Annotated in this window: 28 protein-coding genes; 5 read left to right on the top strand and 23 right to left on the bottom strand. The window is 56.2% G+C overall.

Features of this window, described 5'->3' with window-relative positions; translation table 11 throughout:
• Window positions 1-53: 53 nt before the first annotated feature.
• A complete protein-coding gene (gltX, locus tag Q1A43_RS04820; RefSeq protein ID WP_299933102.1) occupies window positions 54-1,463 on the bottom strand; it encodes a glutamate--tRNA ligase in 1,410 nt (469 codons plus the stop codon).
• A gap of 121 nt (window positions 1,464-1,584) precedes the next feature.
• On the opposite strand from gltX, the gene Q1A43_RS04815 reads away from it, so the two are divergent.
• Window positions 1,585-3,657: a ComEC/Rec2 family competence protein gene (locus Q1A43_RS04815; RefSeq protein ID WP_299933100.1), complete on the top strand. Its 2,073-nt coding sequence runs from the start codon at window positions 1,585-1,587 to the stop codon at window positions 3,655-3,657.
• On the opposite strand, the gene lexA is transcribed toward Q1A43_RS04815, so the two are convergent.
• From lexA to Q1A43_RS04775, 8 genes are all read right to left on the bottom strand, one after another.
• Window positions 3,651-4,346, bottom strand: a complete 696-nt coding sequence (gene lexA / locus Q1A43_RS04810) for a transcriptional repressor LexA (protein WP_299933098.1) — start codon at window positions 4,344-4,346, stop codon at window positions 3,651-3,653. The two genes, Q1A43_RS04815 and lexA, sit on opposite strands and share 7 nt — an antisense overlap.
• Before the next feature lie 90 nt (window positions 4,347-4,436).
• A complete protein-coding gene (locus Q1A43_RS04805) occupies window positions 4,437-5,600 on the bottom strand; it encodes a molybdopterin molybdotransferase MoeA (RefSeq protein WP_299933096.1) in 1,164 nt (387 codons plus the stop codon).
• Window positions 5,597-6,499 carry a GIY-YIG nuclease family protein gene (locus Q1A43_RS04800; RefSeq protein WP_299933094.1) on the bottom strand — a complete coding sequence of 301 codons (903 nt, stop codon included), beginning with the start codon at window positions 6,497-6,499 and terminating at the stop codon, window positions 5,597-5,599. Before Q1A43_RS04800 ends, Q1A43_RS04805 begins: the two co-directional genes overlap by 4 nt.
• Complete coding sequence (moaC, locus tag Q1A43_RS04795) at window positions 6,496-6,972, bottom strand: cyclic pyranopterin monophosphate synthase MoaC (RefSeq protein ID WP_299933092.1); 477 nt, start codon at window positions 6,970-6,972, stop codon at window positions 6,496-6,498. Before moaC ends, Q1A43_RS04800 begins: the two co-directional genes overlap by 4 nt.
• A gap of 13 nt (window positions 6,973-6,985) precedes the next feature.
• Window positions 6,986-7,789, bottom strand: a complete 804-nt coding sequence (gene trpC, locus Q1A43_RS04790) for an indole-3-glycerol phosphate synthase TrpC (RefSeq protein WP_299933090.1) — start codon at window positions 7,787-7,789, stop codon at window positions 6,986-6,988.
• Window positions 7,786-8,433 carry a uracil-DNA glycosylase gene (locus Q1A43_RS04785; RefSeq protein ID WP_299933088.1) on the bottom strand — a complete coding sequence of 216 codons (648 nt, stop codon included), beginning with the start codon at window positions 8,431-8,433 and terminating at the stop codon, window positions 7,786-7,788. The genes trpC and Q1A43_RS04785 overlap by 4 nt, the downstream gene beginning before the upstream one ends.
• Before the next feature lie 42 nt (window positions 8,434-8,475).
• A complete protein-coding gene (trpD, locus tag Q1A43_RS04780) occupies window positions 8,476-9,495 on the bottom strand; it encodes an anthranilate phosphoribosyltransferase (RefSeq protein ID WP_299933086.1) in 1,020 nt (339 codons plus the stop codon).
• Entirely contained in the window at window positions 9,492-10,073 is a 582-nt protein-coding gene (locus Q1A43_RS04775) for an aminodeoxychorismate/anthranilate synthase component II (RefSeq protein WP_299933083.1), read from the bottom strand. Before Q1A43_RS04775 ends, trpD begins: the two co-directional genes overlap by 4 nt.
• A gap of 144 nt (window positions 10,074-10,217) precedes the next feature.
• Here Q1A43_RS04775 and Q1A43_RS04770 point away from each other — a divergent pair, with 144 nt between their 5' ends.
• Complete coding sequence (locus Q1A43_RS04770; RefSeq protein WP_299933080.1) at window positions 10,218-11,912, top strand: divergent polysaccharide deacetylase family protein; 1,695 nt, start codon at window positions 10,218-10,220, stop codon at window positions 11,910-11,912.
• Between the two features lie 495 nt (window positions 11,913-12,407).
• Entirely contained in the window at window positions 12,408-15,125 is a 2,718-nt protein-coding gene (locus Q1A43_RS04765) for an ATP-binding protein (protein ID WP_299933077.1), read from the top strand.
• 467 nt (window positions 15,126-15,592) lie between these two features.
• On the opposite strand, the gene Q1A43_RS04760 is transcribed toward Q1A43_RS04765, so the two are convergent.
• The 5 genes from Q1A43_RS04760 to Q1A43_RS04740 form a co-directional block, all read right to left on the bottom strand.
• Complete coding sequence (locus Q1A43_RS04760) at window positions 15,593-16,240, bottom strand: DUF1638 domain-containing protein (RefSeq protein ID WP_299933075.1); 648 nt, start codon at window positions 16,238-16,240, stop codon at window positions 15,593-15,595.
• Complete coding sequence (locus tag Q1A43_RS04755; RefSeq protein WP_299924737.1) at window positions 16,218-16,394, bottom strand: hypothetical protein; 177 nt, start codon at window positions 16,392-16,394, stop codon at window positions 16,218-16,220. Before Q1A43_RS04755 ends, Q1A43_RS04760 begins: the two co-directional genes overlap by 23 nt.
• A 73-nt stretch (window positions 16,395-16,467) precedes the next feature.
• Complete coding sequence (locus tag Q1A43_RS04750) at window positions 16,468-16,800, bottom strand: YbjQ family protein (RefSeq protein ID WP_299933073.1); 333 nt, start codon at window positions 16,798-16,800, stop codon at window positions 16,468-16,470.
• A gap of 2 nt (window positions 16,801-16,802) precedes the next feature.
• Window positions 16,803-17,018, bottom strand: a complete 216-nt coding sequence (locus Q1A43_RS04745; protein ID WP_299933071.1) for a hypothetical protein — start codon at window positions 17,016-17,018, stop codon at window positions 16,803-16,805.
• Between the two features lie 102 nt (window positions 17,019-17,120).
• The gene (locus tag Q1A43_RS04740) at window positions 17,121-17,825 is read right to left on the bottom strand and encodes a B12-binding domain-containing protein (protein WP_299933068.1); all 705 of its coding nucleotides are present in this window, start codon (window positions 17,823-17,825) and stop codon (window positions 17,121-17,123) included.
• Window positions 17,826-18,008: 183 nt separating this feature from the next.
• Between Q1A43_RS04740 and Q1A43_RS04735 the strand changes: the two genes are divergently transcribed.
• Window positions 18,009-19,094, top strand: coding sequence for a PA0069 family radical SAM protein (locus Q1A43_RS04735; protein ID WP_299933515.1), 1,086 nt, complete (start codon window positions 18,009-18,011; stop codon window positions 19,092-19,094).
• A 73-nt stretch (window positions 19,095-19,167) separates the two neighbouring features.
• Here Q1A43_RS04735 and Q1A43_RS04730 read toward each other — a convergent pair whose 3' ends face one another.
• The 7 genes from Q1A43_RS04730 to Q1A43_RS04700 form a co-directional block, all read right to left on the bottom strand.
• Window positions 19,168-19,398: an N-(5'-phosphoribosyl)anthranilate isomerase gene (locus Q1A43_RS04730; RefSeq protein WP_299933065.1), complete on the bottom strand. Its 231-nt coding sequence runs from the start codon at window positions 19,396-19,398 to the stop codon at window positions 19,168-19,170.
• Between the two features lie 35 nt (window positions 19,399-19,433).
• Window positions 19,434-20,447, bottom strand: a complete 1,014-nt coding sequence (bmt, locus tag Q1A43_RS04725; protein WP_299924722.1) for a betaine--homocysteine S-methyltransferase — start codon at window positions 20,445-20,447, stop codon at window positions 19,434-19,436.
• Between the two features lie 90 nt (window positions 20,448-20,537).
• Window positions 20,538-20,813 carry an antibiotic biosynthesis monooxygenase gene (locus Q1A43_RS04720; protein WP_299933062.1) on the bottom strand — a complete coding sequence of 92 codons (276 nt, stop codon included), beginning with the start codon at window positions 20,811-20,813 and terminating at the stop codon, window positions 20,538-20,540.
• A 10-nt stretch (window positions 20,814-20,823) separates the two neighbouring features.
• Complete coding sequence (locus Q1A43_RS04715; RefSeq protein WP_299933059.1) at window positions 20,824-21,408, bottom strand: YdcF family protein; 585 nt, start codon at window positions 21,406-21,408, stop codon at window positions 20,824-20,826.
• 62 nt (window positions 21,409-21,470) lie between these two features.
• Window positions 21,471-23,039, bottom strand: coding sequence for a glutamine-hydrolyzing GMP synthase (guaA, locus tag Q1A43_RS04710; RefSeq protein ID WP_299933056.1), 1,569 nt, complete (start codon window positions 23,037-23,039; stop codon window positions 21,471-21,473).
• A gap of 129 nt (window positions 23,040-23,168) precedes the next feature.
• The gene (locus Q1A43_RS04705) at window positions 23,169-23,864 is read right to left on the bottom strand and encodes an outer membrane beta-barrel protein (RefSeq protein WP_299933053.1); all 696 of its coding nucleotides are present in this window, start codon (window positions 23,862-23,864) and stop codon (window positions 23,169-23,171) included.
• Window positions 23,865-24,046: 182 nt separating this feature from the next.
• On the bottom strand, window positions 24,047-24,580 hold the full coding sequence (locus tag Q1A43_RS04700; RefSeq protein ID WP_299933050.1) for an NUDIX hydrolase: 534 nt from the start codon (window positions 24,578-24,580) through the stop codon (window positions 24,047-24,049).
• 116 nt (window positions 24,581-24,696) lie between these two features.
• Between Q1A43_RS04700 and Q1A43_RS04695 the strand changes: the two genes are divergently transcribed.
• Window positions 24,697-24,921 (top strand): hexameric tyrosine-coordinated heme protein, encoded by a 225-nt coding sequence (locus tag Q1A43_RS04695; protein WP_299924706.1) that lies wholly within the window; start codon window positions 24,697-24,699, stop codon window positions 24,919-24,921.
• A gap of 28 nt (window positions 24,922-24,949) precedes the next feature.
• On the opposite strand, the gene Q1A43_RS04690 is transcribed toward Q1A43_RS04695, so the two are convergent.
• Together Q1A43_RS04690 and Q1A43_RS22480 are read right to left on the bottom strand one after the other, a co-directional pair.
• The gene (locus tag Q1A43_RS04690; RefSeq protein ID WP_299933047.1) at window positions 24,950-25,336 is read right to left on the bottom strand and encodes a hypothetical protein; all 387 of its coding nucleotides are present in this window, start codon (window positions 25,334-25,336) and stop codon (window positions 24,950-24,952) included.
• Window positions 25,337-25,438: 102 nt separating this feature from the next.
• Window positions 25,439-26,599, bottom strand: a complete 1,161-nt coding sequence (locus Q1A43_RS22480; RefSeq protein ID WP_366944229.1) for a carboxymuconolactone decarboxylase family protein — start codon at window positions 26,597-26,599, stop codon at window positions 25,439-25,441.
• Window positions 26,600-26,625: the final 26 nt, after the last annotated feature.

Below are 26,625 nucleotides of genomic sequence, written 5' to 3'. Positions count from 1 at the left end.
TTCTGCGGCCCGCAGTCTTTGTTGTATTCGGGAAAGGCCGACGCGTTATACGGTCAGCTGTCTCCCCCATTTGCGGCCTGGGTCAACCTCTCAAGGCTGATCTCCTGACCAAGTACAAGCATCATGTCAAAGACGCTCGGTGTGGCAGCCCGGCCCGCCAGAGCCGCCCGAAGGGGGCCAGCCAGCTTGCCGAATTTCATGCCATTATCTTCTGCAAAGCGGTTTAAGACCGCCTCAAGTTCATCCCGGGTCCAGCTAACATTTTGCAGCTGCGGCGTCAACGCGCCCAGTATACCACGGGATACCGTATCAAGGTTCTTAGCCGCTTTTGGCTCGACCTCAATCTCGCCTTCGATCAATGCAAAGTGAGCCTTTTCAAGGAGTTCTGGGAAAGTCTTGGCCCGGTCCTTGAGACAATAAAGCGCGGCGTTCAGCCGCTGTGACTGAACGTCCGTCAAGGCAGGTAAGTTCGCCGCCTCGCGATACATCACGATTTCATGCAGCAACGCAGCATCGTCAGTGATGGCAATGTGTTGACCACAGATATTCTCCAACTTCTTAAAATCAAACCGAGCGGGCGATTTGCCGATTCCGTCGGTCCCGAACCACTCCTTTGCCTGATCATCCGTAAAGAATTCGTCATCACCGTGGCTCCAGCCCAAGCGCGCAAGGTAGTTACGCATGCCAGCGGAGGGATAGCCCATGGCCTGATATTCCTCGACACCAAGGGCACCGTGGCGCTTGGAAAGCTTCTTGCCATCGGGGCCGTGGATCAACGGAATATGGGCATAGGTGGGTAGATCCCAACCCATAGCGGTGTAGATGCCCATCTGACGTGCAGCATTGTTCAGGTGATCGTCCCCGCGAATAACATGGGTCACGCCCATATCGTAATCATCTACAACCACAGCCAACATATAGACCGGCGTGCCATCGGAACGTAACAAAACCATGTCATCGAGGTTTTCGTTTTTGATCCGAACGGTGCCCTGAACTTCGTCGTTGATGACCGTTTCGCCATCCTGCGCGGATTTCAGGCGCACAACATATGGCGCATCGGGGTGCGTGGCGGCATCGGCGTCGCGCCAGGGGCTTTGGAAATGCGTCGATTTGCCCGCGGCACGGGCCTCTTCGCGAAAGGCTTCGATTTCCTCTTGGGTCGCGAAACACTTGTAAGCCGCGCCTTTGGCCAAAAGCTCATTGGCAACTTCGGCGTGACGATCGGCACGGTCAAACTGGCTGATCACCTCGCCATCAAAGTCGAGGCCAAGCCACTCCATGCCTTTCAAAATGGCATCGGTGGCTTCTGGGGTTGAGCGCGCGCGGTCGGTGTCTTCGATCCGCAGCAGGAATTTGCCGCCACGGCCGCGGGCATAGAGCCAGTTGAACAGCGCTGTGCGCGCGCCGCCGATATGCAGATAGCCAGTGGGCGAGGGGGCAAAACGGGTTACGACAGCAGTCATCTTGGTTAACCTTTTGCTAACAGGGAATGGAGTAGCTTGGGCTGTTCCTTAAACTCAGGCCCGGCCTAGGGCAAGCAAAGCGCAGGCCAGAGCCGTTACCCAGAGCCGTTACAAGGCAAGCATGGCACAGGCCTATCACATTGTTGCTGCGATTTTATTGCGGCAACGCGGGTATTTGTTCCCGTGGTCCCCGGTCCTTTTGGCCGTGGGGATTGGCGCGTATTTTACCCTGCGCGCCGAACCGGACGTGTGGATTTTGATAGCGCTTGGGCTGAGTGGCACCGCGATCATCGCGTTTCAAGGTCGCGCAGGCCCGGTTTTCGGGCCAATTATGGCGGCGGTTGGCTTGGTGGCTTTGGGCTTTTCGCTGGCCGGTGCGCGCGCCCATATGGTCTCTGGTCCGGTGTTGGACTTTCGATATTACGGCCCTATCGAAGGGCGCATTGTTGGCATTGATCGCTCTGGCTCTGATGCGGTGCGTCTGACACTGGATCGCGTGGTTCTTCAACGCATGGACCCCGACGAAATCCCAAAACGTGTTCGCGTGTCTTTGCATGGAAAACAAGGGTTTATTGATCCCGAACCCGGTGCCACGATCATTTTAACCGGTCATTTGTCGCCCCCCGGAGGGGCCGTTGAACCGGGGGGGTTTGATTTCCGTCGCCACGCTTGGTTTCTCAAACTTGGCGGCGTTGGCTACACCCGCAGCCCGGTGCTCTTATTAGATCCACCGGGGCAAGGGCAGGTTCTGTTCAAAGCGCGAATGTGGCTATCGAAACGAGTGCAAAACCTATTGCCGGGGGAAACCGGGGCCTTTGCGGCGGCGCTGATGACCGGGGACCGCTCGGGCATGGGGCAGGACACGCTGCGCACTCTGCGTGAAACCAACCTTGCGCATTTGCTGGCGATTTCAGGCCTACACATGGGGTTGTTGGCTGGGTTCGTCTTTGCAGCCTTGCGCGTTGGGCTTTTGCTCATTCCACGTGCGCGCCACAACTGGCCGGTGAAAAAGCTGGCGGCGGCGGGGGCCTTGCTGGCGGCACTTGGCTATTTGTCATTGTCGGGGGGGAGCGTCGCAACCCAACGCGCCTTTATCATGGCGGCGGCGGCCCTCACCGCAACGATGTTGGATCGCCGCGCCTTGTCGCTACGAAGCGTGGCCATGGCGGCGCTCGTCGTTTTGATGCTGCGCCCCGAAGCCTTGGTGTCACCCGGATTTCAGATGTCTTTTGCCGCGACAACCGCCCTCATCACCGTGTTTGAACAAATCACGCTCTGGCAACAGGGGCGCCAAATGCCGCGCTGGTTTGCCCCCGTCATGGGGTTGGTTGTGTCTTCTGCGGTGGCAGGGGCGGCAACCGCACCTGTGGGCATGGCGCATTTCAATATGTTGTCGCAATATGGTTTGGTCGCAAATTTGTTGTCTGTGCCGGTTATGGGTTTGGTGGTTGTGCCTATGGCGGTTTTGGCCGCTTTGTTGATGCCTTTCGGGCTTGATTGGATCGCGCTGAACCTGATGGCCTTGGGCTTGGATTGGATTTTGGGCGTCGCTCAGTGGGTTGCCAGCTGGGAAGGAGTGACACGCGCCGTCATCGCCCCGGATGGTCGGGTTTTACCATTGCTGGCGATAGGTGGCCTGATCCTGTGTTTGTGGCGCGGCACGGGGCGGTTGGTTGGGCTTGCGCCCGCCGCCTTGGCCGTTTTCCTTTGGATGGGAACGGAACGTCCCGCCTTGTTGATTTCGGACACCGGCACCTTGGTCGGCGTCATGACCGATCACGGGCGGGCCTTGTCGCGGCCCAAGGGGTCGGGATTCGTCGCCGAGAATTGGTTGGAAAATGATGGGTTTGCCGGGTCTCAACGGGACGCAGCAGGTCGATGGCCGGGGTCAATAGAAGCCCGAGTGGCACGGGCGCAAATCGGGGCCAAGGAGGTCATTCATTTGCAGGGCAAGCGCGCTGTCGCAACGCTAGAGCTTTGTTCGGCGGGCCAAATTGTGGTGGCAAGCGCCAATGCGCAGCCAAATGGGGCCTGTGATGTCTTCGATCCGGCGCGCTTACGCTATACCGGTTCGGTGGCCTTTTGGGCCGAGGATGACGGATGGCGCATGGTGACGGACCGTCAAACCTCGGGCATTCGGCTGTGGCATGGGGCCAAGCAGGAACCCCTCCGCCTTGCCAAAAAGGCTCAGTAGGTGCGTATCAAACCCACCAAACGGCCCTGCACGCTTACCGCACCTTCGGGGAGAACGCGCGATTCATACGCTGGGTTCGCAGCCTCAAGTACGATCATGCCACCGCGGCGGCGAAAGCGTTTCAAAGTCGCCTCATAACCTTCGACCTGAGCGACAACGATATCCCCTTCGGCGGCGTCATTGCTTTCGCGGATCACAACAACATCACCATCGTTGATACCGGCGTCGATCATGGAATCGCCTTTGACTTCAAGGGCGTAGTGTTTTCCGGCACCCTGAACCATCTGTCCCGGCACCATCACACCGGGTGGAACGTCATTGATCGCCTCAATCGGTTGACCTGCCGCAATGCGGCCCATCAAGGGAAGCTTGGCAATCGCACCATTGGCGATGTTTTGCGCGGCGCTTGGCGTGCTATCAGGGCGATCACCATCAATCACCTGCGGACGGAACCCGGCGGGGGCACCCCCAAGGCTTTCGGGGAGTTTGACAATTTCAATAGCGCGGGCGCGATGGGCCAACCGGCGAATAAATCCACGCTCTTCCAAGGCGGTGATCAACCGGTGAATCCCGGACTTGGATCGCAGGTCCAACGCGTCTTTCATTTCATCAAAACTAGGCGGCACGCCGTCTCGGGTCATGCGCTTGTTAATAAAGTCCAAAAGGTCCAATTGCTTTTTTGTCAGCATGGTCTGCTCCCAACCTCGTGTCAGGTTTTGTTCTACCCCTGTTCTCGTTTTGTGTCAACGGATCTGTGGGTAAATCAACCAGAGGTTCATTTAGAGCGGGATGTAGTCCACTTTTTCACCCACTACGCGCGCGGGGTCATTGGGCGCGCGCACAAGCAATGCGTTGGAGGCACCCAAAACGCTGAGCAAGCTCGAATCCTGTTTCTCAAACGCGGTCAAACCGTTCGGGGACACCTCGGCGCGCATATAATGTTCGCGCGGGCCATTTTCGGCGATAGGGGCGGCGAGGGTGGTTTGGAAACGCGGCGCGGCGGAGCGGGCAAGACCCATCAAGGCGCGAATGACCGGGGCGACAAATATGTGCCCACAGACCATCGCCGAAACCGGATTGCCCGGAAGCCCCATCATCATCGCATCGCCTAAGCGACCGGACATCAACGGTTTTCCGGGACGCATGGCGACTTTGTAGAACGCGCGCTCCATGCCAAGATCACCAGCGACTTTGGCGACAAGATCATGATCGCCAACCGACGCGCCGCCAATGGTGATCACCAGATCAGCATCATCCACAAGATCAAATACGGTGCGCAGGGAGGCTTCGGTATCGCGGGCAATGGGCAACAAACGGGGCAGGGCCCCAAGGTCGCGCAACATGGCATGAAGGCCAAAAGTGTTGGAGGCGATGATTTGATCCGGGCCGGGGTTTTCACCGGGCATGACAAGTTCGTCTCCGGTGGAAATCAGCGCGACCTTGGGTTGCTTGGCTACGGTGACGGTCGGGACATTCATCGCTGCCAAAAGCGCGACGTCATTGGCGGTCAAACGCCGCGGCGCGCCAACGGTTTGACCATCGCGAAAGTCGCCGCCGGCGGGGCGGATGTTGTCACCCGAGCCCAAGTCGTTAACCACAATGTGATCGCCCTCGCGGGTGACGTTTTCCTGTATGGTGACATGCGTGACGGCGTCGGGCACCGGCGCGCCGGTAAAGATACGAATGCAGGACCCAGCGGGGATATCGCCGTCAAACCGGTGTCCGGCCGCGGCCTCCCCTACGACCTTGAGCTTTTGACCCTCCTCAGGATTTATCGTGCCGTATCCGTCCATCGCCGAGGCGGCAAAAGGCGGTTGATCACGCCGCGCCTGTACCGGTTTGACCATCACCCGCCCGGCGGCTTGGATCAAAGGCACCTCTTCAGAGGCCAAGGGTTTGGCGAGGGCAAAAAGATGGTCAAGCGCTTGGGATACGGAGATCATTCATCGACCTTTTCAAGTTGTTCTTCTTCCCATTCGGCGTAGGTTTTGCCGCCTTGGGTTTTCCAAGATGTCCGACCGTTGGAGGAACGGCCCGCTACAATAGCCGCAGCAGCGGAAGGGCTGGAGAAAGCGACATTCTCAGCCAGTATCGCTTGTCCGTTGGTCAATCGAATTGTGCCTTTGGCTACCAATTCATCGTGAAGTTTCCAGTAGTGCGTATTCTGTTTGCGATCACCAGCCCACTGTGAACGAACTCTAGACCCTTTTTGGAGTATGAACTCGTCACCAGCGACTACAGCGCTTGCTGAAAGATCGTTTCTTTTTACAGTGAAATAGAACGTTGTAGGATTGTCATTTTGCCCGATGGACTTGGAGGCGTCGAGTATCAGATTCTGACGGGTTCTCGTCTGAAACATATCCACACGAATGGCCGGAAGCACCATGTGTAGCGTGTCCAAAAAGCTTTCCATGTTGGCCGTGGCAGCTTCGTTCAGGCTTGCCTTGGGGGGGATGTTGCCGTTTTCCAGCCGCATCACACCTGCATCTTTGGCGATCTCAACCAAACGGCTTTCGAGGTATTTGACATGCGCTTTGTGAAGCCCATCACCGGCCGTTGTCACCAATACGGCCTCGTCCCACCACTCTTTTTGGCTGGCATGCTGGCGTAGACGGTCGGCCATGTTTTCGGCCTCGCCGATATAGGCAAGCGCGCCTGTCTCATCTTGTCCAAGCAACACGTAAACGCCGGTCTGCTTGGCTTCTGGGCGACGCAATCCATCCGGCAAACGGATTTTAGGAATACGCAATACATGGCCGGTCCAATTGAACACTTCGGCGGTCAACATCCCATCGGGGCGACCGTCAACGAAATACAACTCAAGGGACCGACCTTTGTTCATGATGCCTCGTAACGTCCTGACTTTCCGCCATCTTTCAAGATGACGCGGGTGCCGCCGATCTCCATGGCTTTGTCCACCGCTTTGACCATATCATAGACCGTTAGCGCGGCGATCGAGACGGCCGTCAACGCTTCCATTTCGACGCCGGTTTGGCCGGTGGTCTTGACCGTCGCCTCAATCCGCAAGCCGGGAAGATCGGGGTCTTGGGTCAGGTCGACCGAAACTTTGGTGACGGGCAAGGGGTGGCAAAGCGGGATCAAGTCGGGGGTTTTCTTGGCGCCCATGATGCCCGCCAAACGCGCCACGCCGATTACGTCGCCCTTTTTGGCGCGTCCTTCGGTGATCAATGCAAAGGTCTCTGGGGCCATCTTGACCCAGCCCTCAGCCGTCGCAACTCGCGATGTGACGGCTTTGTCGGACACGTCGACCATATGGGCATGGCCGTCTTCGTTGAAATGGGTCAGGTCGCTCATGTCATGTCCTTATTTACGCAGAAACCGGGTTGGCCAGCAGAGTTCGGGTGGCGGCGCGCACGTCGTCCTTGCGCATCAGGCTTTCACCGATGAGGAAGGTCCGCGCGCCATGGGCGGCCATATCGGCAAGGTCCTTGGGCGTGTTTAACCCGGATTCCGATATCAGCATCCGGTCAGATGGCACCATTTTGGCCAAATCGCGGGTGGTATCCAAGGTGGTCTCAAAGGTTTTAAGGTTGCGGTTGTTCACCCCGATCAGCTTGGATTTCAACCGCAGGGCGCGTTCCATTTCTGGCGCATCATGGGTTTCGATCAAGGCATCCATACCCCATGAAAAGGCAGCATCTTCAAGCTCTTGGGCTTGGGCGTCCGACACGCTTGCCATGATGATCAAGATGCAATCGGCCCCAAGCGCGCGCGCCTCTGCGACCTGATAGGTATCATACATGAAATCTTTGCGCAGGGCGGGCATGTTGGTGGCTTCGCGTGCGGCGACCAAAAACTCTTTTGCGCCTTGAAAGCTCGGCGTGTCGGTCAACACGGACAGGCAAGTCGCGCCGCCGTCCTCATAGGCTTTGGCCAATTTGGCCGGTTCGAAATCGGCGCGGATCAACCCTTTGGAAGGGGAGGCTTTCTTGACTTCGGAAATCAGACCATAGCCGGTTTTTTCGGCGGCAAACAAACGGTCGGCAAAGCCACGCACCGGTGATGCCTCGCGCGCGGCGGCCTCGACCTCGGCTAGGGAACGGGACGCTTTGTCGGCGGCCACTTCTTCAAGCTTGTAGGCTTTGATCTTGTCAAGAATGGTCGTGCTCATGAGGATGTCCAGTTAATCTCAGTGTTTCCATTGGCTTTAAGCCAGTCGTTGACCTTGGAAAAGGGGCGGGAGCCGAAAAAGCCGCGCCGGGCCGAAAGCGGCGAGGGATGTGCGGTTTTCAATATCAGGTGTTGATCGCCGGTGATATGCGGCGCAAAGCCTTGGGCGTGGCCACCCCAAAGCACAAAAGCGCGCGGGCTTTCGCAGAGGCGGGTCAAGACCTGCTCGGTCAATTTGGCCCAGCCGAGTTTCTTGTGGCCGTTGGCCTCACCGGCGGGAACGGTCAGCGCAGTGTTCAAAAGCAAAACCCCTTGGGTCGCCCAGCCGCGCAAATCGCCGGTGATCGGGGCACTGCCCAAATCCTCGACCATTTCTTTGTAGATATTGGTCAAACTGCGGGGGAGCTTCACACCCGGTTCCACCGAAAAAGCCAATCCATGGGCGTGGCCGGGGGTCGGGTAGGGGTCTTGGCCAAGGATCACCACTTTGACATCCTCAGGGCGGCAGGCTTCAAGCGCAGCAAAAACTTGGTGTCGGGGCGGAAGGATGTCTCGCGCATCTTGGTCAAGCTTGCGCGCGATTTCGGGCAAATCATCGGCAAAGAATGGGAGATCAGCCCAAGCTGTTGGACCTGTCAAAGACATGCTGATCTCCTCTTTTGTGAAATCCGAAGTTCCTAGCGAGGATCAGGCGGCTTGTGTCGCTTTGGCCAGGGCTTCGATCTTGGCTTTGGCCGCGCCGCTGTCGATGCTTTCGCGCGCCATTTCGACACCAACCCGCAAGTCAGCCGCCTTGCCCGCCACGGTCAATGCCGCCGCCGAATTTAGCAAAACCGCATCGCGGTAAGCCGAATGTTCTCCGTCCAACAAGGCACGGAAGGCAACGGCGTTGTCCTCTGGTGTGCCGCCAAGGATGTCTTCGAACGGATGGAGCGGCAGGCCTGCGTCTTCGGGGTGCAGTTCTGCTTCGTGAATACTACCATCCTCTTCGAGGGCGGCGACCCAGCTGATCCCGGAGATCGCCAGCTCATCCGTACCATCGGAGCCGTGCACCAACCACGCGCGTTCCGAGCCAAGCTGACCCAGAGTTTCGGCCATCGGGCGGATCAAATCGCGGGTAAAGGCCCCGGTCAATTGACGTTTCGCACCCGCCGGGTTGGTCAACGGCCCGAGGATGTTGAAAATCGTGCGCGTGCCAAGCTCCATACGCACCGGCATGACATGCTTCATCGCCGGGTGGTGCATCGGGGCCATCATGAAACAGATGCCGACATCGGCCAGCGCCTTTTCAACAACATCCGCGCCGATCATGACGTTGATGCCCATCTGACCAAGCGCATCGGCGGCCCCGGATTTCGATGACAGGTTGCGATTGCCGTGTTTGGCGACAACCTGGCCGGCACCCGCCACAACAAAGGCGGTGGCGGTGGAAATGTTCAACGTGCCTTTGCCGTCCCCGCCGGTGCCGACAATGTCCATCGCGCCACTGGGGGCCTTAACCGCGTTGCATTTTGCGCGCATCACGGCGGCGGCGGCGGAATATTCATCAACGGTTTCGCCACGGGTGCGCAACGCCATCAACAGGCCGGCAATCTGGGCCGGGGTGGCGTCACCTTCGAACAAAACGGTAAAGGCTTGTTCGGCTTCATCACGGGTCAACGGGCGATCAGCGGCGGCGCCAATCAGCGGTTTCAGCAGATCGCTCATGCTGGTTCCTTTGTCAGATCAAGAAAATTTTGCAGCATCGCGTGCCCATGTTCCGAGCGGATCGATTCCGGGTGGAATTGCACGCCTTGGATCGGCAGGCTTTCGTGTTGCAGCCCCATGATGGTGCCATCTTCCAGCTCGGCTGTGACCTGAAGACAGGAGGGCAAATCATCGCGGCGCACCACCAAGGAATGATAGCGTGTGCCAAGAAGCGGCGAGGGCAGGCCTTTGAAGACACCTTTGCCTTCGTGCTTGATCTCACCCATTTTGCCGTGAACGATTTCGTCGTGGCGCACAACCGTGCCGCCAAAAGCCTGACCAATGGTTTGATGCCCCAAACACACGCCCATCAACGGGGTGCGGGTTTCGGCGGCGGCCTCGGTCAGGGCCAGACAAATGCCCGCCTGATCGGGATCACAGGGGCCGGGCGACAGCAGAATGGACGACGGTTTCAGCGCCATCGCCTCTTGCACGTTTAGCGCGTCATTGCGGTGAACAACGACATCAGCGCCCAATTCGCCCAAGTAGTGAACAAGGTTGTAGGTAAAGCTGTCATAGTTATCTATCAGAAGAAGCATGGGTCTACGCTGTTATGGGTGGCGGCGGGCCGCTTGGTCGCGGTATACATGCACAGGCAGTCAGACCGGCGTCAAGGGGCGCGGGTCTCTCAGGACAAGTGCGATATAGCACGCAATGGGCAAAGAACGGGTGAGGAACGGCACATGGCACGGGGCTTTTTGAGCGGATCAATCTGGGGTGTGGTGATTTGTGGTGCGGCTGTTGGGGCGCTTTCGGTGGCGACCGGGCCGCTCAAGGACGGTTTAAAACCGGCCAATGATGCGCCTGTTGCCCCGGTATCGGCCCCAGAGATGAGCGAAGCTGCGCCTGCTGATCCTGTTCCACAAGCACCAGAAGCTATGCCTGCCAAGCCAGAGCCGGCGCAAACACCTGATACAGCCGACGTCGCAATAGATGCGCCAGAGCCATCAACCTTAGATGCTGAGAAGGCGGAGCCAACAGAGGTCGCCGCCGCACCCGAAACCGTTGATCCGGCAAAACCGGGGCGGCGCCCAACTCCGGAAACTGCGTTTGAGACGCCTCAAGCACCGGGTGGAGCCTTGGACGCCCCCGAAGCACCGTTTGCGGTTGGGGCCGACACAGCCTCACCTGAACAGCCGGTAATTGGTGACGCCCCCGCCGCGCTATCCGGGGCCGAACCAAGTTCAGAGGCCGCACAAGTGAGCGTCGGGACGGATGGCCCTGTTCAGGCCATTGCACAGGCCGATATTCCTGGTGCGCCCAAGCCAGAAACCTCGTTGGATATTTCTACAGACCCGGCCCAGCCACCGGCCCCCGCCGTTCCAACCGAAGAAACCGCTTTGTTGCCAGAGGAAGGGGAGGGCGATCTTGTCCCTGCAATTGAGGCAGACGTTGTAGAGGACGCAGTTGAGGACGACCCCCAAGAGGCCCCCGAAACCGTTGCAGAGGTGAAACCGGAGCAAGAGCCGATCCCGGAACCTGTGGCGGACACGCAAGACCCTGAGCCTGAACCGAGGCCAGAACCGGCACAGATTGCGGTGGTTGAACCAGAACCCGAAGCGGCCGCCAGCCGCCCATCAATTGGCAAACCTGCCGGATCCTTGTTGAACCGTGATAGCGGTATAACAACGTCACGCTTGCCTCGTTTGGGTGGAGATGATGCGCCTGAGGTCGATAAGCCGCTAGCGCAAACCTCTCCTTTGATCCAGTTCGCAGCGACACCCAAAACCACCCCAGCCGAGGGCCAACCGCAGATTGCGGTGATTTTGATTGACGATAAGGTCGATACTTGGGGCCCCGAGGCGTTGAAAACCTTGCCACTTCAGGTCAGCATTGCGATTCCTCCATCCCACCCAGAGGCTGCAAAAACCGCAGCGGCCTATCGCAAACTCGGGTTTGAAGTTCTGGCGATGGCCGATATCCCGGTGGGTGCCCAACCCTCGGATGTCGAAGTGACGCTGAGCGGCACTTTGCAAGCCGTCCCCGAGGCGATTGCCGTTCTCGAAGACCCAAATGGCGGCGTGCAATCCAGCCGCGCCGTTTCGGATCAAACTACTGCTTTTCTCGCTGAAAGCGGCCATGGCTTGGTCATGATGCCCAAAGGATTGAACACCGCCCAGCAATTGGCGGCCAAAGCCGGTGTGCCCTCGGCTAGCCTATTCCGCGACATGGATCGTGACAAACAAGACGCCGCCGCCGTGCGACGCGCCTTGGATCAGGCCGTGTTCCGCGCCAAACAAGACGGCTCGGTTGTCATGCTGGGGCGTTTGCACGCAAACACCATTTCCGGGTTGATCCAGTGGGGCTTGCAAGACAAAAACGCCTCAATCTCCATCGTCCCCGTGTCCACGGTCTTGATGGAAAACGCGAAAAAATAAGTGGTTAAAGTTGGGGCGAGTCACGTGTTCAACCTGCGCCTTGAACCCGGGCATTAAAGAACCGCCGTCAGTCTCAAGCGGACGTGTGCCATGGCGATTCTCGCTTTCCGACTACTGCAACTTGATTGCCTAGGCCACCCAAGCGGGGCCCTTAAAACCGCCAAAGCGGCCGTGTTTTTGGACCTCGGTATTGTGAGTGATATCCATCCTTTGTGGTGGGTTTCGTGTGTAGAACTCTGGCAACCTTCGCGAAGAGCCCCTGTGACGTGGCCTCCGCAACAGTAAGACGATTGGTTGACCTCGCATTAGAGGTCGTCATCACGCAATTTGCGGGTCTTTTTAGCCAAGTGAGCTCAACCCTAAGGCTTTCTTAGATCTACCGAAGTTTGTCGAAACAATCCTTGGTACCCCTCAAACAGAAGCTTCGGGTTTTGAGTGTGTTAACGGGTTTGCTGTACCTTGCGTAAATTCAAGCTCAAACAGGGGCAGAGGCCTGTGACTGAACCCAGAACGCCATTTTTAGATATTTTGGCAAAAATCCCTGGTGCTGATTTACGACCGCAACAGTTTTCCGAAGATGTTGCGAAGCGGCTTAGACGTCAACAGATCCGCGGCACCATTGAGCAAATGCGCATCATGCTGCTGTGCAACACTTTTTTTGCACCGGCTCTGTCACTTCAGGTGTGGAACAGTGGGGTTAATGGGTTGGTCATTGCCTGGACCGTGTCCATTTTGATTTTTTCCTGGTCACTTTTTTGGGTGTGGCGTCGCGAATACAAAACAGATGGGAGCGCGCGCGACATGCGCCGCTTTGTTGCTCAAACTTTTGTCAATTCGTCGTTCTGGGCGCTTGGCATGGCGCTTTTCTTTCCCGTCGCCGAGGGGGACCAAAAGGCGATTGTGACGACCATTATGGCGGGGTCACTTGCTCTTGGGACTGTGGGGTTTTCACTCGCACCATCTGCCGCATTTGTTTACCTCGCGATTCAAACGATCTTCAACAGCCTTGTCGCGTTTTTCACCGGGATGGTGACCGGTTCGTCTGCTGATTTTTTGGTGTCATTTCTATGTGTTGCAGCCGGAGCAAGCCTCTTAAATGTGGTGGTGGAACGCGGAAAATCCACGATCGAAGCATTTAAAAACCACGAAGAACTCAGCGAAAAGAGTGAAGTCATCGAACTTCTGCTCAAAGACTATGAGGAGCAGGCAACACAGTGGTTGTGGCAGACAGATGCAAAGGGCAACATTGTTCGATGTCCTGAGCCCGTTTTGAAGCTTCTTGGCGTCAAGAACAAACGGGGCGCGTCCTTGGCGACGCTTCTCTCTGACGGGGCGGATACCGTGTCCGATGAGGATATTAACCGGCTTGATCACGCGTTCTGCGAACAAATGGAATTTCACGACATTCGGATTGCGCTTACCGATCCTGACTTGCAACAAACGCGATGGATTTTGATGAAAGGTCGACCGCAATTTCACTCTGATCGCTTTATTGGCTATCGAGGGATTTTTGCGGACGCGACGGTTATCGTCGAGGCGGAACGAAAGGTGCAATCAAAGAATGATGAACTTCGGCGCGCGTTAGAACAAGCCCAAGCCGCTGACAAAGCCAAGTCTGAGTTCGTTGCAACGATGAGTCACGAAATTCGAACGCCGATGAATGGTGTTCTTGGGATGTCTGACCTCTTGGCGGAAAGCGAATTAGACAGTCATCAACGCGGCCTTTTGGATGTCATTCAGTCGTCAGGTCGGAGCCTGCTTTCCATTATCAATGACATCCTCGACTACTCAAAAATAGACAGTGGGCACCTCAATCTGCGGGCCGAACCCTTTTTGCTTTGCGATCTGATCGACGACCCGGCCAAGCTCCTGGCGGCGCAGGCGTCAAAATCAGGTGTCGAGATTTTGACACGCGTTGGCACCGATCTACCCCAACTGGCGGTTGGTGATTTGCCCCGGTTAAAACAGGTTGTGACCAATCTTGTTGGGAATGCCGTGAAGTTCACACAAAACGGCAATATCTTCATTGACCTCCACAACGTACAAGACAGCGACGGCGGATTTGTCATTCAAGTTGATGTTCACGACACAGGTTGTGGAATCCCCGCGTTAAAACTCAATGAGATCTTTGAAAAGTTCACTCAGGCGGATAGTTCACTTACCCGCCCTCATGTGGGCACAGGCCTTGGGCTTTCTATAAGCAAAGGGCTTGTAGAGCTAATGCAGGGTGAGATCTGGGTTGAATCGCAAGAAGGTCAAGGATCAACGTTTTCTTTCAAAGTTCCGTTAAAGAGGGCGAAGGACCGCGGTGCCTCACTACCAATTCAATTGCCCCAAGACGACAGTGAAAAGAACGTTCTTCTTATCGACGCAAACGAGAAAAGCGTTGAAATCAATGAGGAAAAGTTGCGATCCTGGCGCTGTAACGTCGTTTCCGTAACGACGGGATCCGGTGCGATTGAGCTACTTGACACCCCATCAAAATCAGCCATTTCGTTTGACGTTGTTCTTGTCAACGACAACCTGTCCGATATCCCTCTAAACGATCTTGCCGACAAGCTTCGCAAGCATCCACGTTCAAAGTCTTCGAAACTGATACAGTTGTGTCAAATTTCGAGTTCACAACTCAATGAATTTCAAGACAATCGTTGGGACGTGACCCTACCTAAACCAGTGGGGACAATCCGGCTTTTGAATTGCTTTCTATCTGATAGCCCCGATGCAATAGACAGGGATTCAGAAGGTGGGGAAACCCCCAACATGGGGCGTGTTTCAACCGATCTCTCAATCGCCTCAGAGAGACAGAATGTGACCGAAACGAGCCACCGGGACACCGCTGATATTTTGATTGTGGATGACAATGCAACCAACCTCAAGCTGCTGAAAATAATCATAAACCGCATGGGACACAAACAAATCGAAGCCAAGGACGGAGAAAAAGCTGTTGCAGCTTTTGAAACCTACCGACCACGCCTCATTTTCATGGATGTCAGCATGCCAATTATGAATGGGTTAGACGCAACACGAGAAATCCGAAGGCTTGAACGGAAAAACGATTGGGCTCCCTGTCATATCGTTGGATTGACAGCGCATTCCTTGGAAAGCGACAAGAAGTCTTGCTTGGCTCACGGAATGAATAGCCATATGTCAAAGCCGGTCTCGCTCGACGATTTACGACGTACGGTTGCAGAAGTGGTGATGTGTCCGTCCTAGTGATGCCGGTCTGACAAGTGGTCCCAGCTTGCCATCGCAATATTCCAGACCGGCAGGGCGAGACGATGACATCTGCCTGCATCTTAACCCTGATGACAGTATGCGATTTCAGCCTCTTTCGAGCGGACTGCAAGACTGCGCGCAAAGTGGTTGGGGGTCCAAGATCGCGTAAGTTTCAGAAGATGGACAGGCCTTCCGCCGATCTGCTGTCTATTCCCTCTCTTTGCTCAAAATGCACTATGCCAAAGGTGGGTATCGCTGATCTCAAGCATCAAATAGAATGTCACAATCTAACCCCATGAAAAATCTAGACGTTCACGAGTGGCCAGTTTTTATAAGGCATTGGACTTTGATTTGATGAACCACCGGGACAAAAGATTTGCTATGCAAACTCTGCATTCTGCGCGACGCTGACATTGATCAAAAGGTTTCAAAAAGCTGATCCCTCTCTAAAACTGGGATGTCGGCTATTTTTGGGCCCAGTCTTTTAGGGTGGTCTCAAGATCCCCGTAGCCGGTTTGGCGGTGCTCGAATTGCAACCCCATTCGCTCCGCGTGTTGTTGGGCAAGGGCGTGCAGGTCTGGGGCATCAGTTTGGGCGAGATAGACGAGTTTTTCGTAATTTCCGAAATACATCGGCAAAAGTTCTGGGTGGCGATCTAAGCCCAGGGGTTTCCATACAAAACTATCAAACTGGCGAACCAGAAAGTCGGTAAGGAAGAACGAGGTCACTTCGCCGCGATCTTCAAACGCCTGAACCCCATCGAAGAACGCATAGCAATGCGGGCCTTGCACCATCTCAACGCCAAGCTCCTGACAAGCGGCTTGCAACAGCCCACCGGTGCCGCAATCGGCATAGACCACGTAAATTTTCGAATAGCAGTCGCGATGTTTGGCAACGGCCTCGCGCACCGCGTCGGTGATGCGGTCAGGGTGGACATGCAAAATCGCAGGAAGGCAGGTCAGATCAAGGTGATCCCAGCCATTGCGTTTTTTGAGATCAAGAATTTCACGCGCCAAGGCCCCGCAGGCCAAAAGCAACACTTGCCCGTCGCCGGAAGGGGCCAAACCGTCGGCGGTTAGGGTGGTATCGTTAGGGGCGGTGGGTGTCGTCATGGGACACATGCGCCAGTCCCCAACGGGCCAATAGCGCGAATACGAGAAGAACAGGCAAAACGTTCAGAGCACCCCAAGTCGACATCGCCATGACAGTTACAGCAGCAGCGGCAATCACCGTGACTAACAAAAGCGCAAAGGATGTTACTGGCATTCGACTCTCCTCTTCCTTGTCAGTATGTCGCATGAAACCGTAAAGAAAAAGGCCAATTTTTCAGAGGGTATTATTATTGGTTGTCGTCCATCGGTACGATTTTGACAGCGGTGCCATAGGCGACGATTTCAGAGGCCCCTTTGGCGATCGCCGAAGTTTGCAACCGCATAGAAACAATGGCGTTTGCGCCCAAACGCTCCGCATCTTCGACCATGCGATCCAAGGCTTGTTCACGGGCACCGGCCATCAGCGAAGAATACCCGCCCAGCTCACCTCCGACGATGGATTTGAGAGCGGCAACGATGTCCGTTCCCACATGTTTGGCGCGCACGGTGGCGCCGCGCACCATGCCCAAAGTCGCCACCGTTTTGTAGCCTGCCACATTTTCCGATGTAATGATCAGCACACTCAATACTCCATTTTGTCATAATGATCGTCATCCGCATTGCGAAGACGTTCTTGGATCACTTTGTAAATGATATACCCCACCAAACCGGCGGGAATAAGCGCGAGCCAGCCATAGGGCACAGCAATTGCGGCAAAAATCAGAGAGGTCAGCCAGAAGGTCGCCGCAGTGCCAGCCAAACAACAAAACACAATCAAAACGAATTTATCTAAGGGCATCAAAATCTCCCACTCTCTACAATATATAATATCGTGCCCTGTGTTAAAAGACCCCAGCTAAAGCCGGGGTCTCAAAACAGAATCGCAAGGATCGGCGCGGTGTTACCCGGCGGCCAATTGGTTGTGCTTGCGGGCCATGTATTCCTTGGCGGTTTCCACGGCAACGGCGGCATCGCGGCAATAGGAATCTGCGCCAATGGCTTTGCCGAATTCTTCGTTCAGCGGTGCGCCGCCGACCAAAACAACATAGTCTTCGCGGATGCCCATTTCGACCATCGTGTCGATGACGACCTTCATGTACGGCATGGTTGTGGTCAGCAGAGCGGACATGCCCAAAATGTCGGCTTCTTCGGCTTTGATCGCGTCGATATAGGCATCGACGGCGTTGTTGATGCCAAGATCGACAACCTCAAAACCCGCACCTTCCATCATCATCGACACAAGGTTCTTGCCGATGTCGTGGATGTCGCCTTTGACCGTGCCGATCACCATTTTGCCCATGCGTGGCGCGCCTGTTTCCGCCAATAGCGGTTTCAGGATGGCCATGCCGCCCTTCATTGCGTTGGCCGCCAAAAGAACCTCAGGGACAAACAAAATACCATCGCGGAAGTCTGCTCCAACAATGGTCATGCCGCCAACCAAGGCTTCGGTCAGGATGCGGTAGGGTTCCCATTTGCGTTCCAATAGGATGTTTACGGCCTCTTCGATCTCTTCTTTGAGACCGTCATAGAGGTCGTCGAACATCTGTTGGACCAGCTCTTCATCATTCAGTTCGGAGAGGATGATGTCGTCTTCTTCGTCGGACATGGGGCGTTTCCTTTAGGCTGGCAGGTCGCGGCTGCACGTGATCTTAGGCGACTATTCTTCATTTTTTCCAAAGGACAAATGGCAAATTGCGACATTGGGCAATCTGGCAGCGACCTGAGGGCGGTGTTGGCGCAATTGTGTGTTGGGTTGCGCGGTGTGTTCCTGTTGTGTTCTTATGGCGCGATGACTGACTCGCTTCGCCCTGTTGACCCCGATCGCCGCAAAGGTCGCGCCGCGCTGAGCCGTGATTGTGGGCGATTTGAGCGGTTCGCCAAAGTGGATGAGGCGGATGGTTGGGACATCCCCGAGGAGTTGCCAGCCATTCGGACAGAGGTGCGCGACGAAACCCCGCGCAGTGTGATCAACTACGTGCGTTCGCCCGACCTGCCGTTTGATCGAACGTTGAATCCGTATCGGGGCTGTGAACACGGGTGCATCTATTGCTTTGCGCGCCCGACCCATGCCTATTTGGGCCTGTCGCCGGGGCTGGATTTTGAAACCAAACTGATAGCGCGCCCTGACGCGCCCGAGGTTTTGGCGCGTGAGTTGCGGGCGAAGAAATACAGTGTCGCGCCGCTTGCTATTGGAACGAACACCGACCCGTATCAACCGATTGAACGGGATCGCGGGATTATGCGGCGCTGTTTGGAGGTTTTGCAGGCCTTCAACCATCCCGTCGCCATTGTCACCAAGGGCGCGTTGATTGAACGGGATTTGGATATCTTGGCGGGTATGGCCGAGCGCGGTTTGGTACGGGTCGGCGTGTCGGTCACCAGTTTGGATGCCGATCTGAGTCGCAAGATGGAGCCGCGTGCCCCAAGCCCTAAGCGGCGCTTGCAAATGATCGAGCGCCTGACCGGGGCAGGGGTGCCCGTGCGGGTGATGGCGGCCCCGCTGGTGCCCGCGCTGAGCGATCCTGAGCTTGAGGCAATCCTGACGGCCGGACGCGATGCAGGGGCGGATGCGGCGAGCTGGATCATGCTGCGCCTGCCGCTTGAGGTTGCCCCGCTTTGGCAAGAGTGGTTGGCCGAACACTATCCGGATCGGGCCAATCGCATCCTCAACCATCTGCGCGATATGCACGGTGGAGAGCTGTATTCGGCGCAATGGAACAAGAGGATGCGCGGGCAGGGCGTTTACGCCGAGTTGATCGCTCAGAGATTCCACACGGCGGTACGACGTCTGGGATTGGCGATCGAGACGCCGGCCCTGCGGTGTGACTTGTTTCAGCCACCCTTGCGAGTCGGCGACCAGATGAGCCTGTTTTGAGCGGCGCGCACCAAATTCCGTCGACGGAATTTGCAAATTCCATGGATGGAATTTGGATGCCGGTTGCCGCACGCTAGCGCAAAAGCTTGACCGGCTCGCGATTGCAGAAGATGACGGTTTGTCCGGCATTTTCGACGGCGCGAAACCCGCGTCTGTCCAATTCTGCCAGAAATCTGTCACGTCCTACGATCCTGTCGATATCTTTGCTTTGACGTCGTACAATCCCGCCCTCTGCGGCGGTGCGCGCAGAGAAGACAGAACGTATCCAGTCCTCTGGTCTTTGGGTGATTGGAACATGGGTCATGACCAAAGCCTGCCCATGCCATGGTTTAAATCGCCTTAACCGCGGCGGCGGCGATTGCGCCGCGCAGGGGCCGCGCCACCTTCACCTGTGCCATCGCTCTCTGAGCTGAATCCACCCATCTTTTCGGCGATTAATTCGAGGGTCGGGATATCGCCCTTGGGCGTGTTTTCAAGCGCAGCGCGCATGGCCTTGAGGTGGTTTGGCATGGTGCCACAGCAGCCACCGATGATCCGGGCACCAGTATCGCGCGCAAGCACAGCGTATTCGCCCATCAGTTCAGGCGTGCCATCATAGTGGATGTGCCCGTCGTGGTATTTCGGAATACCGGCATTCCCCTTGGAAATGATCGGTGTTTCGGTGCCTTGGGCAACAAATCCTTTGATGGTGCGCAACAGGTCAGAGGCCCCAACCCCACAGTTCGCGCCAAAGGCAATCGGCTTGTTGGGCAGGCTGTCGACCAGTTTGACCATATCGGCCGAGGTCACGCCCATCATGGTGCGCCCAGCGGTGTCAAAACTCATGGTGCCACACCAAGGCGCGTCGATATTGGCAAAGGCTTCGGCGGCGGCGCGGAACTCTTCGGGGGCCGAGATCGTCTCGACCCAGAGCACATCAGCCCCGCCATCGATCAAACCTTTGGCGGTTTCTTCGAACATCTCAACCGCGCTTTCATGGCTTAGCGACCCCGCTTCACCCATGATTTCGCCAGTTGGGCCAACGGACCCGGCAACAATGATGTCACGCGGGCAGGCGTCGGCGATTTCGCGACCCAACTCAGCGGCCAGTTTAGAAAGTTCATAAGCGCGATGACCGGCGTCATGCAGCTTGAGACGCGACGCATTTGCCCCAAAGGAGTTGGTCAAAAACAGATCGGACCCGGCATCAACAGCACCGCGATACAACGCGCGAATTTTATCCTGTTCAATCTCGTTCCAAAACTCAGGCGCATCACCCGATTGCAGGCCCATATTGAACAGATTGGTGCCCGTGGCCCCATCGGCCAAAAGCCAATCACGGGTTTCAAGGGCGCGGGTCAATGCATTGGTCATGGGGTCTGCCTTTATAGGTTTGGGCGCGGTTTTTCACATCCTGCACCTTTAGGCAAATTCATAATCTGCAAGATCGTTATGAATTTGGCGCTATAGGCCGCTAATTTCGTAGTCGCGCGGGATACCTTGGGTGATGCGCCCCCAATCAGAGGATTTCACGCGCGCCTGATGGGCTTCAAACGCGGCCTTGTTCAGGAACTCTTCGGACACATCAAACCGGCCCATTTTGGTTTGCGAGGCGACAATCTCAAATCGTAGACAACCGGGTTCGGCGCGGGTCAATTTGATGTGCTCCACCAAGGCGGTCCGAACATCGTCCAAACGATCCTCTGGCACTTGGATGTATCCCTCTAGGGTGACAGTCATGGAGTTTCTCCTAGTATAAAATGTCTACAGCGTTGGAAACGTTAAGTTGTTTGGCGGCCCAGTAAACGGGAAAGCGCAGCGCGTTGAACCATATCGCCAGAGTTTCGCGGGTTAGCATGGGCACCTTCGGCATGACCTGATCCGCGGGGTTTTTAGACCGGCTGGGGATGAGGGTGAGGTCAGGTGTGCCCAGCCAATAAAACGACATCCAACTCCTTGGGAGATGAAAACTGTCGGTGACCAGAATGGCGGAGTGCGCATTCATCGAAAGCTTCTGAGAAAACAAAGCGTTTTGGAGCGTCGACTGAGCGTTTGGTTCGACGATGATCGCATCGGGTGGGACGCCGTTTTGCTGCGCCAGCTGCGCCATGAGCGTCGCAACATCGGTCGCTCCGCGCGGCCCGGCACCGGTGAAAATGATTTTGTCGGTCTTTCCACGTGCGAATAGGCGCGCACATGTTTTCGCTCGTTGTCGCGAAAATGGATCAAGCTTGCCTGTTGATGGGTCCATGCCCGAGCCAAGACAAAACACAACGTCGCTTTTTGGCGCTTTGGCCTCGGTCGTCCAGAAATCACCAAAGGTCCAAATCGACACCGCCGCAAAGGTCGCAAGAAAAAGGCCGGACCCGATAAGGCCCAGCCTGATTATGAAGCGGCTTATTCCCACTCAATCGTGCCCGGAGGCTTGGAGGTGATGTCATAGGTACAGCGGTTGATGCCCTTGACCTCATTGATGATCCGGGTCGCGGTCTCACCAAGGAACTCGTGGCTAAACGGATAGTAATCCGCCGTCATACCGTCGACGCTTGTCACCGCACGCAGGGCACAGGCGTAGTCATAGGTGCGACCATCGCCCATCACACCGACGGTACGCACCGGCAGGATGGCAACGAAGGCTTGCCAGATGTCATCATAAAGCCCGTGCTTGCGGATCTGGTCGATATAGATCGCATCCGCCTCGCGCAGGATTTCCAGCTTTTCGCGGGTGATTTCACCGGGGCAACGAATGGCAAGACCCGGTCCGGGGAAGGGGTGGCGACCGATAAAGGACGCGGGCAGGCCAAGTTCGTGACCCAAGGCGCGGACCTCGTCCTTGAAAAGCTCGCGCAGCGGCTCGACCAGTTTCAGACCCATCTTCTCAGGCAGGCCACCTACATTGTGATGCGATTTGATTGTCACCGATGGACCACCGGAAAAGGAGACCGATTCAATCACATCGGGGTAAAGCGTCCCTTGGGCAAGGAACTCGGCACCGTCGATTTCATCGGCGTATTTCTGGAACACGTCAATGAACAGTTTACCGATAATTTTGCGCTTGGTTTCGGGGTCGGACTGACCGTCCAGCTCACCCAAAAACAGATCGCTTTCATCGGCATGAATGACGGATAGGTTCATGTTGTCGCGGAACATGCCTACGACTTCTTTGGCCTCATCCTTGCGCAGCAACCCGTGGTCAACAAACACACAGGTCAGCTGATCACCGATGGCTTCGTGCAGGAGCGCCGCCGCGACCGAGCTATCAACACCGCCCGATAGGGCACAGATGACGTTCTTGTCGCCGACCTGTTCCTTGAGCTTGCCGATCATCTCTTCGCGGTAGGCACCCATTGTCCAGTCGCCAGCGAATCCAGCCAATTTGACGAAGTTTTCGTACAGTTTGGCCCCGTTGGGGGTGTGATGTACCTCGGGGTGGAATTGCACAGCATAGAAGTTACGCGCCATATCGGCGGTGATCGCATAAGGCGCGTTGGGCGAGGTGCCATAAACCTCAAAACCGGGGGCCAGCTCGCTGACGTGGTCGCCGTGGCTCATCCAGACCTGTTCGCGATCCTGATCGGATTGGAACCAACCGTCGAGAAGCGGAAGCGATTTCACCGATGGGGTCACATAGGCGCGGCCAAACTCGGCGGTGCCTTGGCCGCTTTCGACCTTGCCGCCGAGCTGATGCATCATGACCTGCTGGCCATAACAGATGCCAAGGATCGGTACACCGAGGTCAAAAATTTCCTGCGGGGCACGTGGGCTGCCGTCGCGGGTGACGCTATCTGGGCCACCGGAAAAGATGATCGCCTTGGGCGACATCTCGTGGACCATATCCATGGTCACGGCCTGATAGGGGTGGATTTCGCAATAGACGTTCAACTCACGCAGGCGGCGCGCAATCAACTGCGTCACCTGAGAGCCAAAGTCGATGATTAAGAGGCGGTCATGCTGGGTGCTGGTCATGCGCTCTAATAGGCAGCAACGACCAGAAGTGCAATATTGATCTAGCCCAATGCACACGGGTCTGAACCCGGGCTTGAAACGCAAACGGCCCGCAAGGGCGGGCCGTTAAAACAAGGAATGCTAATGCGTTTAGAAACGCATCACAAAACCCAACTCCAAAGTTGTGAAATCGGCATTGAAATCGTCAACTGCGATCCCCAGAACTTCCAGATCCTTGGAGCCGAAATCGTGTTTGAGGACGCTGGCGCGAATGGAATAGCGCTGGTTTAGGGCGTGTTCCATGCCAATCCCATAAACGAACCCTGTGAAGCGTTCGGTATGTTCACCTTTGAGGCCAAGGCCTTTGGCCGACGCTGTAATATCAGCAGCCGCATAGCCAAGCGTTGCAAAGGCCAAAGACTTCTCACCCATCAGCATACCGGCTCGGACCCGAAGCGATCCAAGGCGGTCTATTTTGGCGTTACAGTCGAAGTTGTCGTTGGGGCAAGATTCTGACCCGTTGATATCTTGTCCTGACAGGCTCAGCTCTGCGCCATAAACAAATTTGCCTTTTTGCCAGTTGTGACCCAGCAAAAGACCATAGCCCACGCCGTCAAGATCACCTTCTTCAGCAGGGAAGTGGGTACCAGCCGAGCTAAAGTCGCCGAAATACGATCCCGTGCTTTTTGATAGGGTTAAGCCACCGTACAAGCCGCTCCAATCCGTGCTAGGCGCGGTGGGAACAGGGTCTGTGGTAACTTGGGATAAATCGCCAGCCATCGCAGCAGTCGTCAGGAAAGCGGCGGTCAATGCTGTTGTGGTTGCGGTTGCAATCTGAGGTCTCATCCGGAAAACACCTTGATAATATAAACAATTTCTTGCGGCCTATCAGGGGCGAGATGGAATTAAAACGGGCGCAAAAAAGTACGAAATTTTCCTGTGTTTTAACGGCAACTAATGGAATGATCGCGCAAAGACGACCACCGATTGCGGTAGGGCAAACCTAGGCGATCTCAGCTTTGCCCGTTCTACTTGGCAAGAAGACGCTCGGCCAAGCCAGTTGGGAACAATTGCGTGCGTCCAGCCAAGGCTTTTGGCAGGGAAATCCATTTGGCGTGCATTTCGATGCCGTCTTCTTCGGCAAAGGCCACGAGATCGGCTTTGTATATGTCGGGATTGGCAAAACGCGCCGCGTAGATCATCACAATTTCATGGCCGGTTTCCCCGTGATGGGTAAAGAGGTTTTCCATGACACCGATGTGGTGAATGTCGGTGATTTCTTGGCCGGTTTCTTCTTGGAGTTCACGGGCAAGCGCATCAATGGCGCGTTCGCCAAATTCGATGCCGCCGCCAAGCGGGCGCCAACCCTTGATTTGGCCGTTGTCGTCATAGACCGGACCGGCAAGGATGTGATCTCCGCGGCGAAAGATGGCGATGCTTAGAACGCGGATTCGTTGGGCGGGCCGCCACGGGGGCGGGGTTTGGGCAACGTCGGGACGTGGGCCAGTGTCCGCGTGATGGTCACAGCCGCAGCCCGATCCGCAAGAATGATCATGTGCCATAGGTCGCCCCCTTAGTTTACCACACGTTTGTGACGCGCATTGGTCCGGTTGACAACGGGGGGCAGACCAAGAAGCCTGTGAAAGAGTTCAACCAACCCCGTACAAAGGAATGCCCGATGTCTTGGCTACCCACATTGATTACCGCCACCCCAGAAGAGGGATATGACCTTGCGATCAAACTGTCGCGGATGGCGGTGAAGAAAACCCAACCCAATGACGAAGCGCGTAGTGCCATGCGCCCCGACTATGCCAATAACGCCGATAGTCTGACACAGGTGTCCCATGTTGTGGCGACCAACTTTCAGACCGTCGCGCAGGCGAATAACTACTGGCGCGACTAAGGGGCGGCGCTTGGTGACGCGCGATTGGTCAAGGTTTCTTGGTACTGCCAATGGCGGGCGCGTTGCTTTGCTTTTTACGCGGGCTAGGGGGCGTTGGCGCGACTACCGGGCTGGATTGCTGTAAGACCTGTTTGCCTAGGGTCCGGGGCGAGGTTTCGCGTGCCTCGTACTCGGCGCAGTCTTGGGTCTCTTTGTTGCACATGGTGCAATAGGTTTTGTCGCTTTGATCATCTTCAAAACAACAGCCTGATGAGCTTAGGGTTTCCAGAGGGAAGCTTCCGGGGACCTGACCACATACAAAAATGTTCATGTTGGCTTGGCTGCGGCTGATCGGGGTCCGCTTGGCGGCATAGGCCTCTGTACAGATCAGAAATGAGGCGCAGGCAAGCGCGGCGGTTTTGAATAGTTGGGACATGTGACAGGCTTTCCGGGGTAAGAGGAGGGCGCGTGGTCTGCCCCTTACCCTAGAGAGATGGGATGTCACCGATAGTCTGGCATGCCATACCGAGGGTATACCTTACTTGGGTGGGGATAAGCCATGATCGTCAAACACCTCTAGTGCGGCGTTCAAGGCGTTGATGGCGGCGGGAAAGCCCCCATAGAGCGACATTTGCCAAATGGTTTCTGCGATCTCTTCTTGGGTAAGCCCAGCTTTGAGGCCACCGGCGATATTAACCTTGAGCTGGGGGGCAGTTTGCCCGCCCAAGGCCGTTAACGCCGCAATGGTGGCAAGATAGCGATCCCGTAAGGGAAGACCCGGGCGTGCGTATTGACGGCCATAGGCGAAATCCACCACGCCTTCGGCCATGCCGGGGATCAAGTGGCCATAGCGTGCTTCAAGCGCGGCCTCCATGCCGGGGTTAAGCTCTTCTGATAGCGTGCGGCCGGTTTCGGTGGTGTTGGTCATGGGAATGGTCCTAGGAGAAATAGGTCGTGTGGGACGAGGGTTTGAGCGGAACTGTTGTTTCCTGTGCCCGTCGCCATGTAGGTGAACCTTGGCTCCTGACCAGTCCTGACAAAAAGATTGAACCTGCCGGGCGGTTTCTTCGTCGGGATTGACCACAAAGAAGGTGCGACAGTTATAGGCCGTTGACCGAACAGCCAGTGTCGGGAGGTCAATTTCACCGATCCAGTGATCGACCTCGGCGTCATGCCCGCCTTTAAACCGCGTGTTGTGGTGGTAGATGATGGCGGTTCTATCCTTTGCAAGGGCGCGGACTTCGCCAATCGGTATTTGTTTCGACAGCTTGTGGTCCCGTCTGCGATCCGGCTTGTCATCGATAATGCCATTGTCGGGATCAGCAAACACAAGGTCGCAGGCGCTAAGCCGTGTCTGGACGGTCTCAAACCATTGGGTACGAAAACCCGATCTTTGCGCCGGGCCCTTGGGGGCAATCAACGGGTCAGAATGAAATTGCGCCTCTAATAGGCCGCTGTTCTCGATGGCGCGTAAGGATCGGCCTGACGCAACAACACGCTGCAAGGCGTCAAAGAGGCCAGGGTCAAAGGAACGCCATGTCTCGGATTGCTCGAGATACCGGATATGCGCGCCGTCGCTATTGTGCCCTTCATCCGGGTGTAGATACCACGCGACCCCCAATGTGCGATTGGGGATGAGCCGACGAAGGAGCCCAAATTTCACATAGTCGCCAATATCGCCAACATATCTATTTTGCATACCGTCTCACTCTTTAAACTTTTTAC

The organism is uncultured Pelagimonas sp., assembly GCF_947498515.1.
In the GTDB taxonomy this organism is placed as follows: domain Bacteria; phylum Pseudomonadota; class Alphaproteobacteria; order Rhodobacterales; family Rhodobacteraceae; genus Pelagimonas.
The sequence above is the reverse complement of the archived record's forward strand: the minus strand, read 5'-3'. Positions and strand labels throughout refer to the sequence as shown.

Bases quoted from the DNA above. Each gene is read 5' to 3' on its own strand.
- Q1A43_RS04785 (WP_299933088.1), bottom strand. From the start codon at position 8,433: ATGTCTTTGACAGGTCCAACAGCTTGGGCTGATCTCCCATTCTTTGCC.
- gltX (WP_299933102.1), bottom strand. From the start codon at position 1,463: ATGACTGCTGTCGTAACCCGTTTTGCCCCCTCGCCCACTGGCTATCTG.
- Q1A43_RS04705 (WP_299933053.1), bottom strand. From the start codon at position 23,864: ATGAGACCTCAGATTGCAACCGCAACCACAACAGCATTGACCGCCGCT.
- Q1A43_RS04700 (WP_299933050.1), bottom strand. From the start codon at position 24,580: ATGGCACATGATCATTCTTGCGGATCGGGCTGCGGCTGTGACCATCAC.
- trpC (WP_299933090.1), bottom strand. From the start codon at position 7,789: ATGAGCACGACCATTCTTGACAAGATCAAAGCCTACAAGCTTGAAGAA.
- Q1A43_RS04800 (WP_299933094.1), bottom strand. From the start codon at position 6,499: ATGAACAAAGGTCGGTCCCTTGAGTTGTATTTCGTTGACGGTCGCCCC.
- Q1A43_RS04805 (WP_299933096.1), bottom strand. From the start codon at position 5,600: ATGATCTCCGTATCCCAAGCGCTTGACCATCTTTTTGCCCTCGCCAAA.
- Q1A43_RS04755 (WP_299924737.1), bottom strand. From the start codon at position 16,394: ATGCCAGTAACATCCTTTGCGCTTTTGTTAGTCACGGTGATTGCCGCT.
- Q1A43_RS04690 (WP_299933047.1), bottom strand. From the start codon at position 25,336: ATGTCCCAACTATTCAAAACCGCCGCGCTTGCCTGCGCCTCATTTCTG.
- Q1A43_RS04720 (WP_299933062.1), bottom strand. From the start codon at position 20,813: ATGACTGTCACCCTAGAGGGATACATCCAAGTGCCAGAGGATCGTTTG.
- Q1A43_RS04730 (WP_299933065.1), bottom strand. From the start codon at position 19,398: ATGACCCATGTTCCAATCACCCAAAGACCAGAGGACTGGATACGTTCT.
- trpD (WP_299933086.1), bottom strand. From the start codon at position 9,495: ATGAGCGATCTGCTGAAACCGCTGATTGGCGCCGCCGCTGATCGCCCG.
- Q1A43_RS04770 (WP_299933080.1), top strand. From the start codon at position 10,218: ATGGCACGGGGCTTTTTGAGCGGATCAATCTGGGGTGTGGTGATTTGT.
- Q1A43_RS04775 (WP_299933083.1), bottom strand. From the start codon at position 10,073: ATGCTTCTTCTGATAGATAACTATGACAGCTTTACCTACAACCTTGTT.
- Q1A43_RS04740 (WP_299933068.1), bottom strand. From the start codon at position 17,825: ATGTCCGACGAAGAAGACGACATCATCCTCTCCGAACTGAATGATGAA.
- moaC (WP_299933092.1), bottom strand. From the start codon at position 6,972: ATGAGCGACCTGACCCATTTCAACGAAGACGGCCATGCCCATATGGTC.
- lexA (WP_299933098.1), bottom strand. From the start codon at position 4,346: ATGCTGACAAAAAAGCAATTGGACCTTTTGGACTTTATTAACAAGCGC.
- Q1A43_RS04695 (WP_299924706.1), top strand. From the start codon at position 24,697: ATGTCTTGGCTACCCACATTGATTACCGCCACCCCAGAAGAGGGATAT.
- Q1A43_RS04815 (WP_299933100.1), top strand. From the start codon at position 1,585: ATGGCACAGGCCTATCACATTGTTGCTGCGATTTTATTGCGGCAACGC.
- guaA (WP_299933056.1), bottom strand. From the start codon at position 23,039: ATGACCAGCACCCAGCATGACCGCCTCTTAATCATCGACTTTGGCTCT.
- Q1A43_RS04760 (WP_299933075.1), bottom strand. From the start codon at position 16,240: ATGACGACACCCACCGCCCCTAACGATACCACCCTAACCGCCGACGGT.
- Q1A43_RS04735 (WP_299933515.1), top strand. From the start codon at position 18,009: ATGACTGACTCGCTTCGCCCTGTTGACCCCGATCGCCGCAAAGGTCGC.
- Q1A43_RS04745 (WP_299933071.1), bottom strand. From the start codon at position 17,018: ATGCCCTTAGATAAATTCGTTTTGATTGTGTTTTGTTGTTTGGCTGGC.
- Q1A43_RS22480 (WP_366944229.1), bottom strand. From the start codon at position 26,599: ATGCAAAATAGATATGTTGGCGATATTGGCGACTATGTGAAATTTGGG.
- bmt (WP_299924722.1), bottom strand. From the start codon at position 20,447: ATGACCAATGCATTGACCCGCGCCCTTGAAACCCGTGATTGGCTTTTG.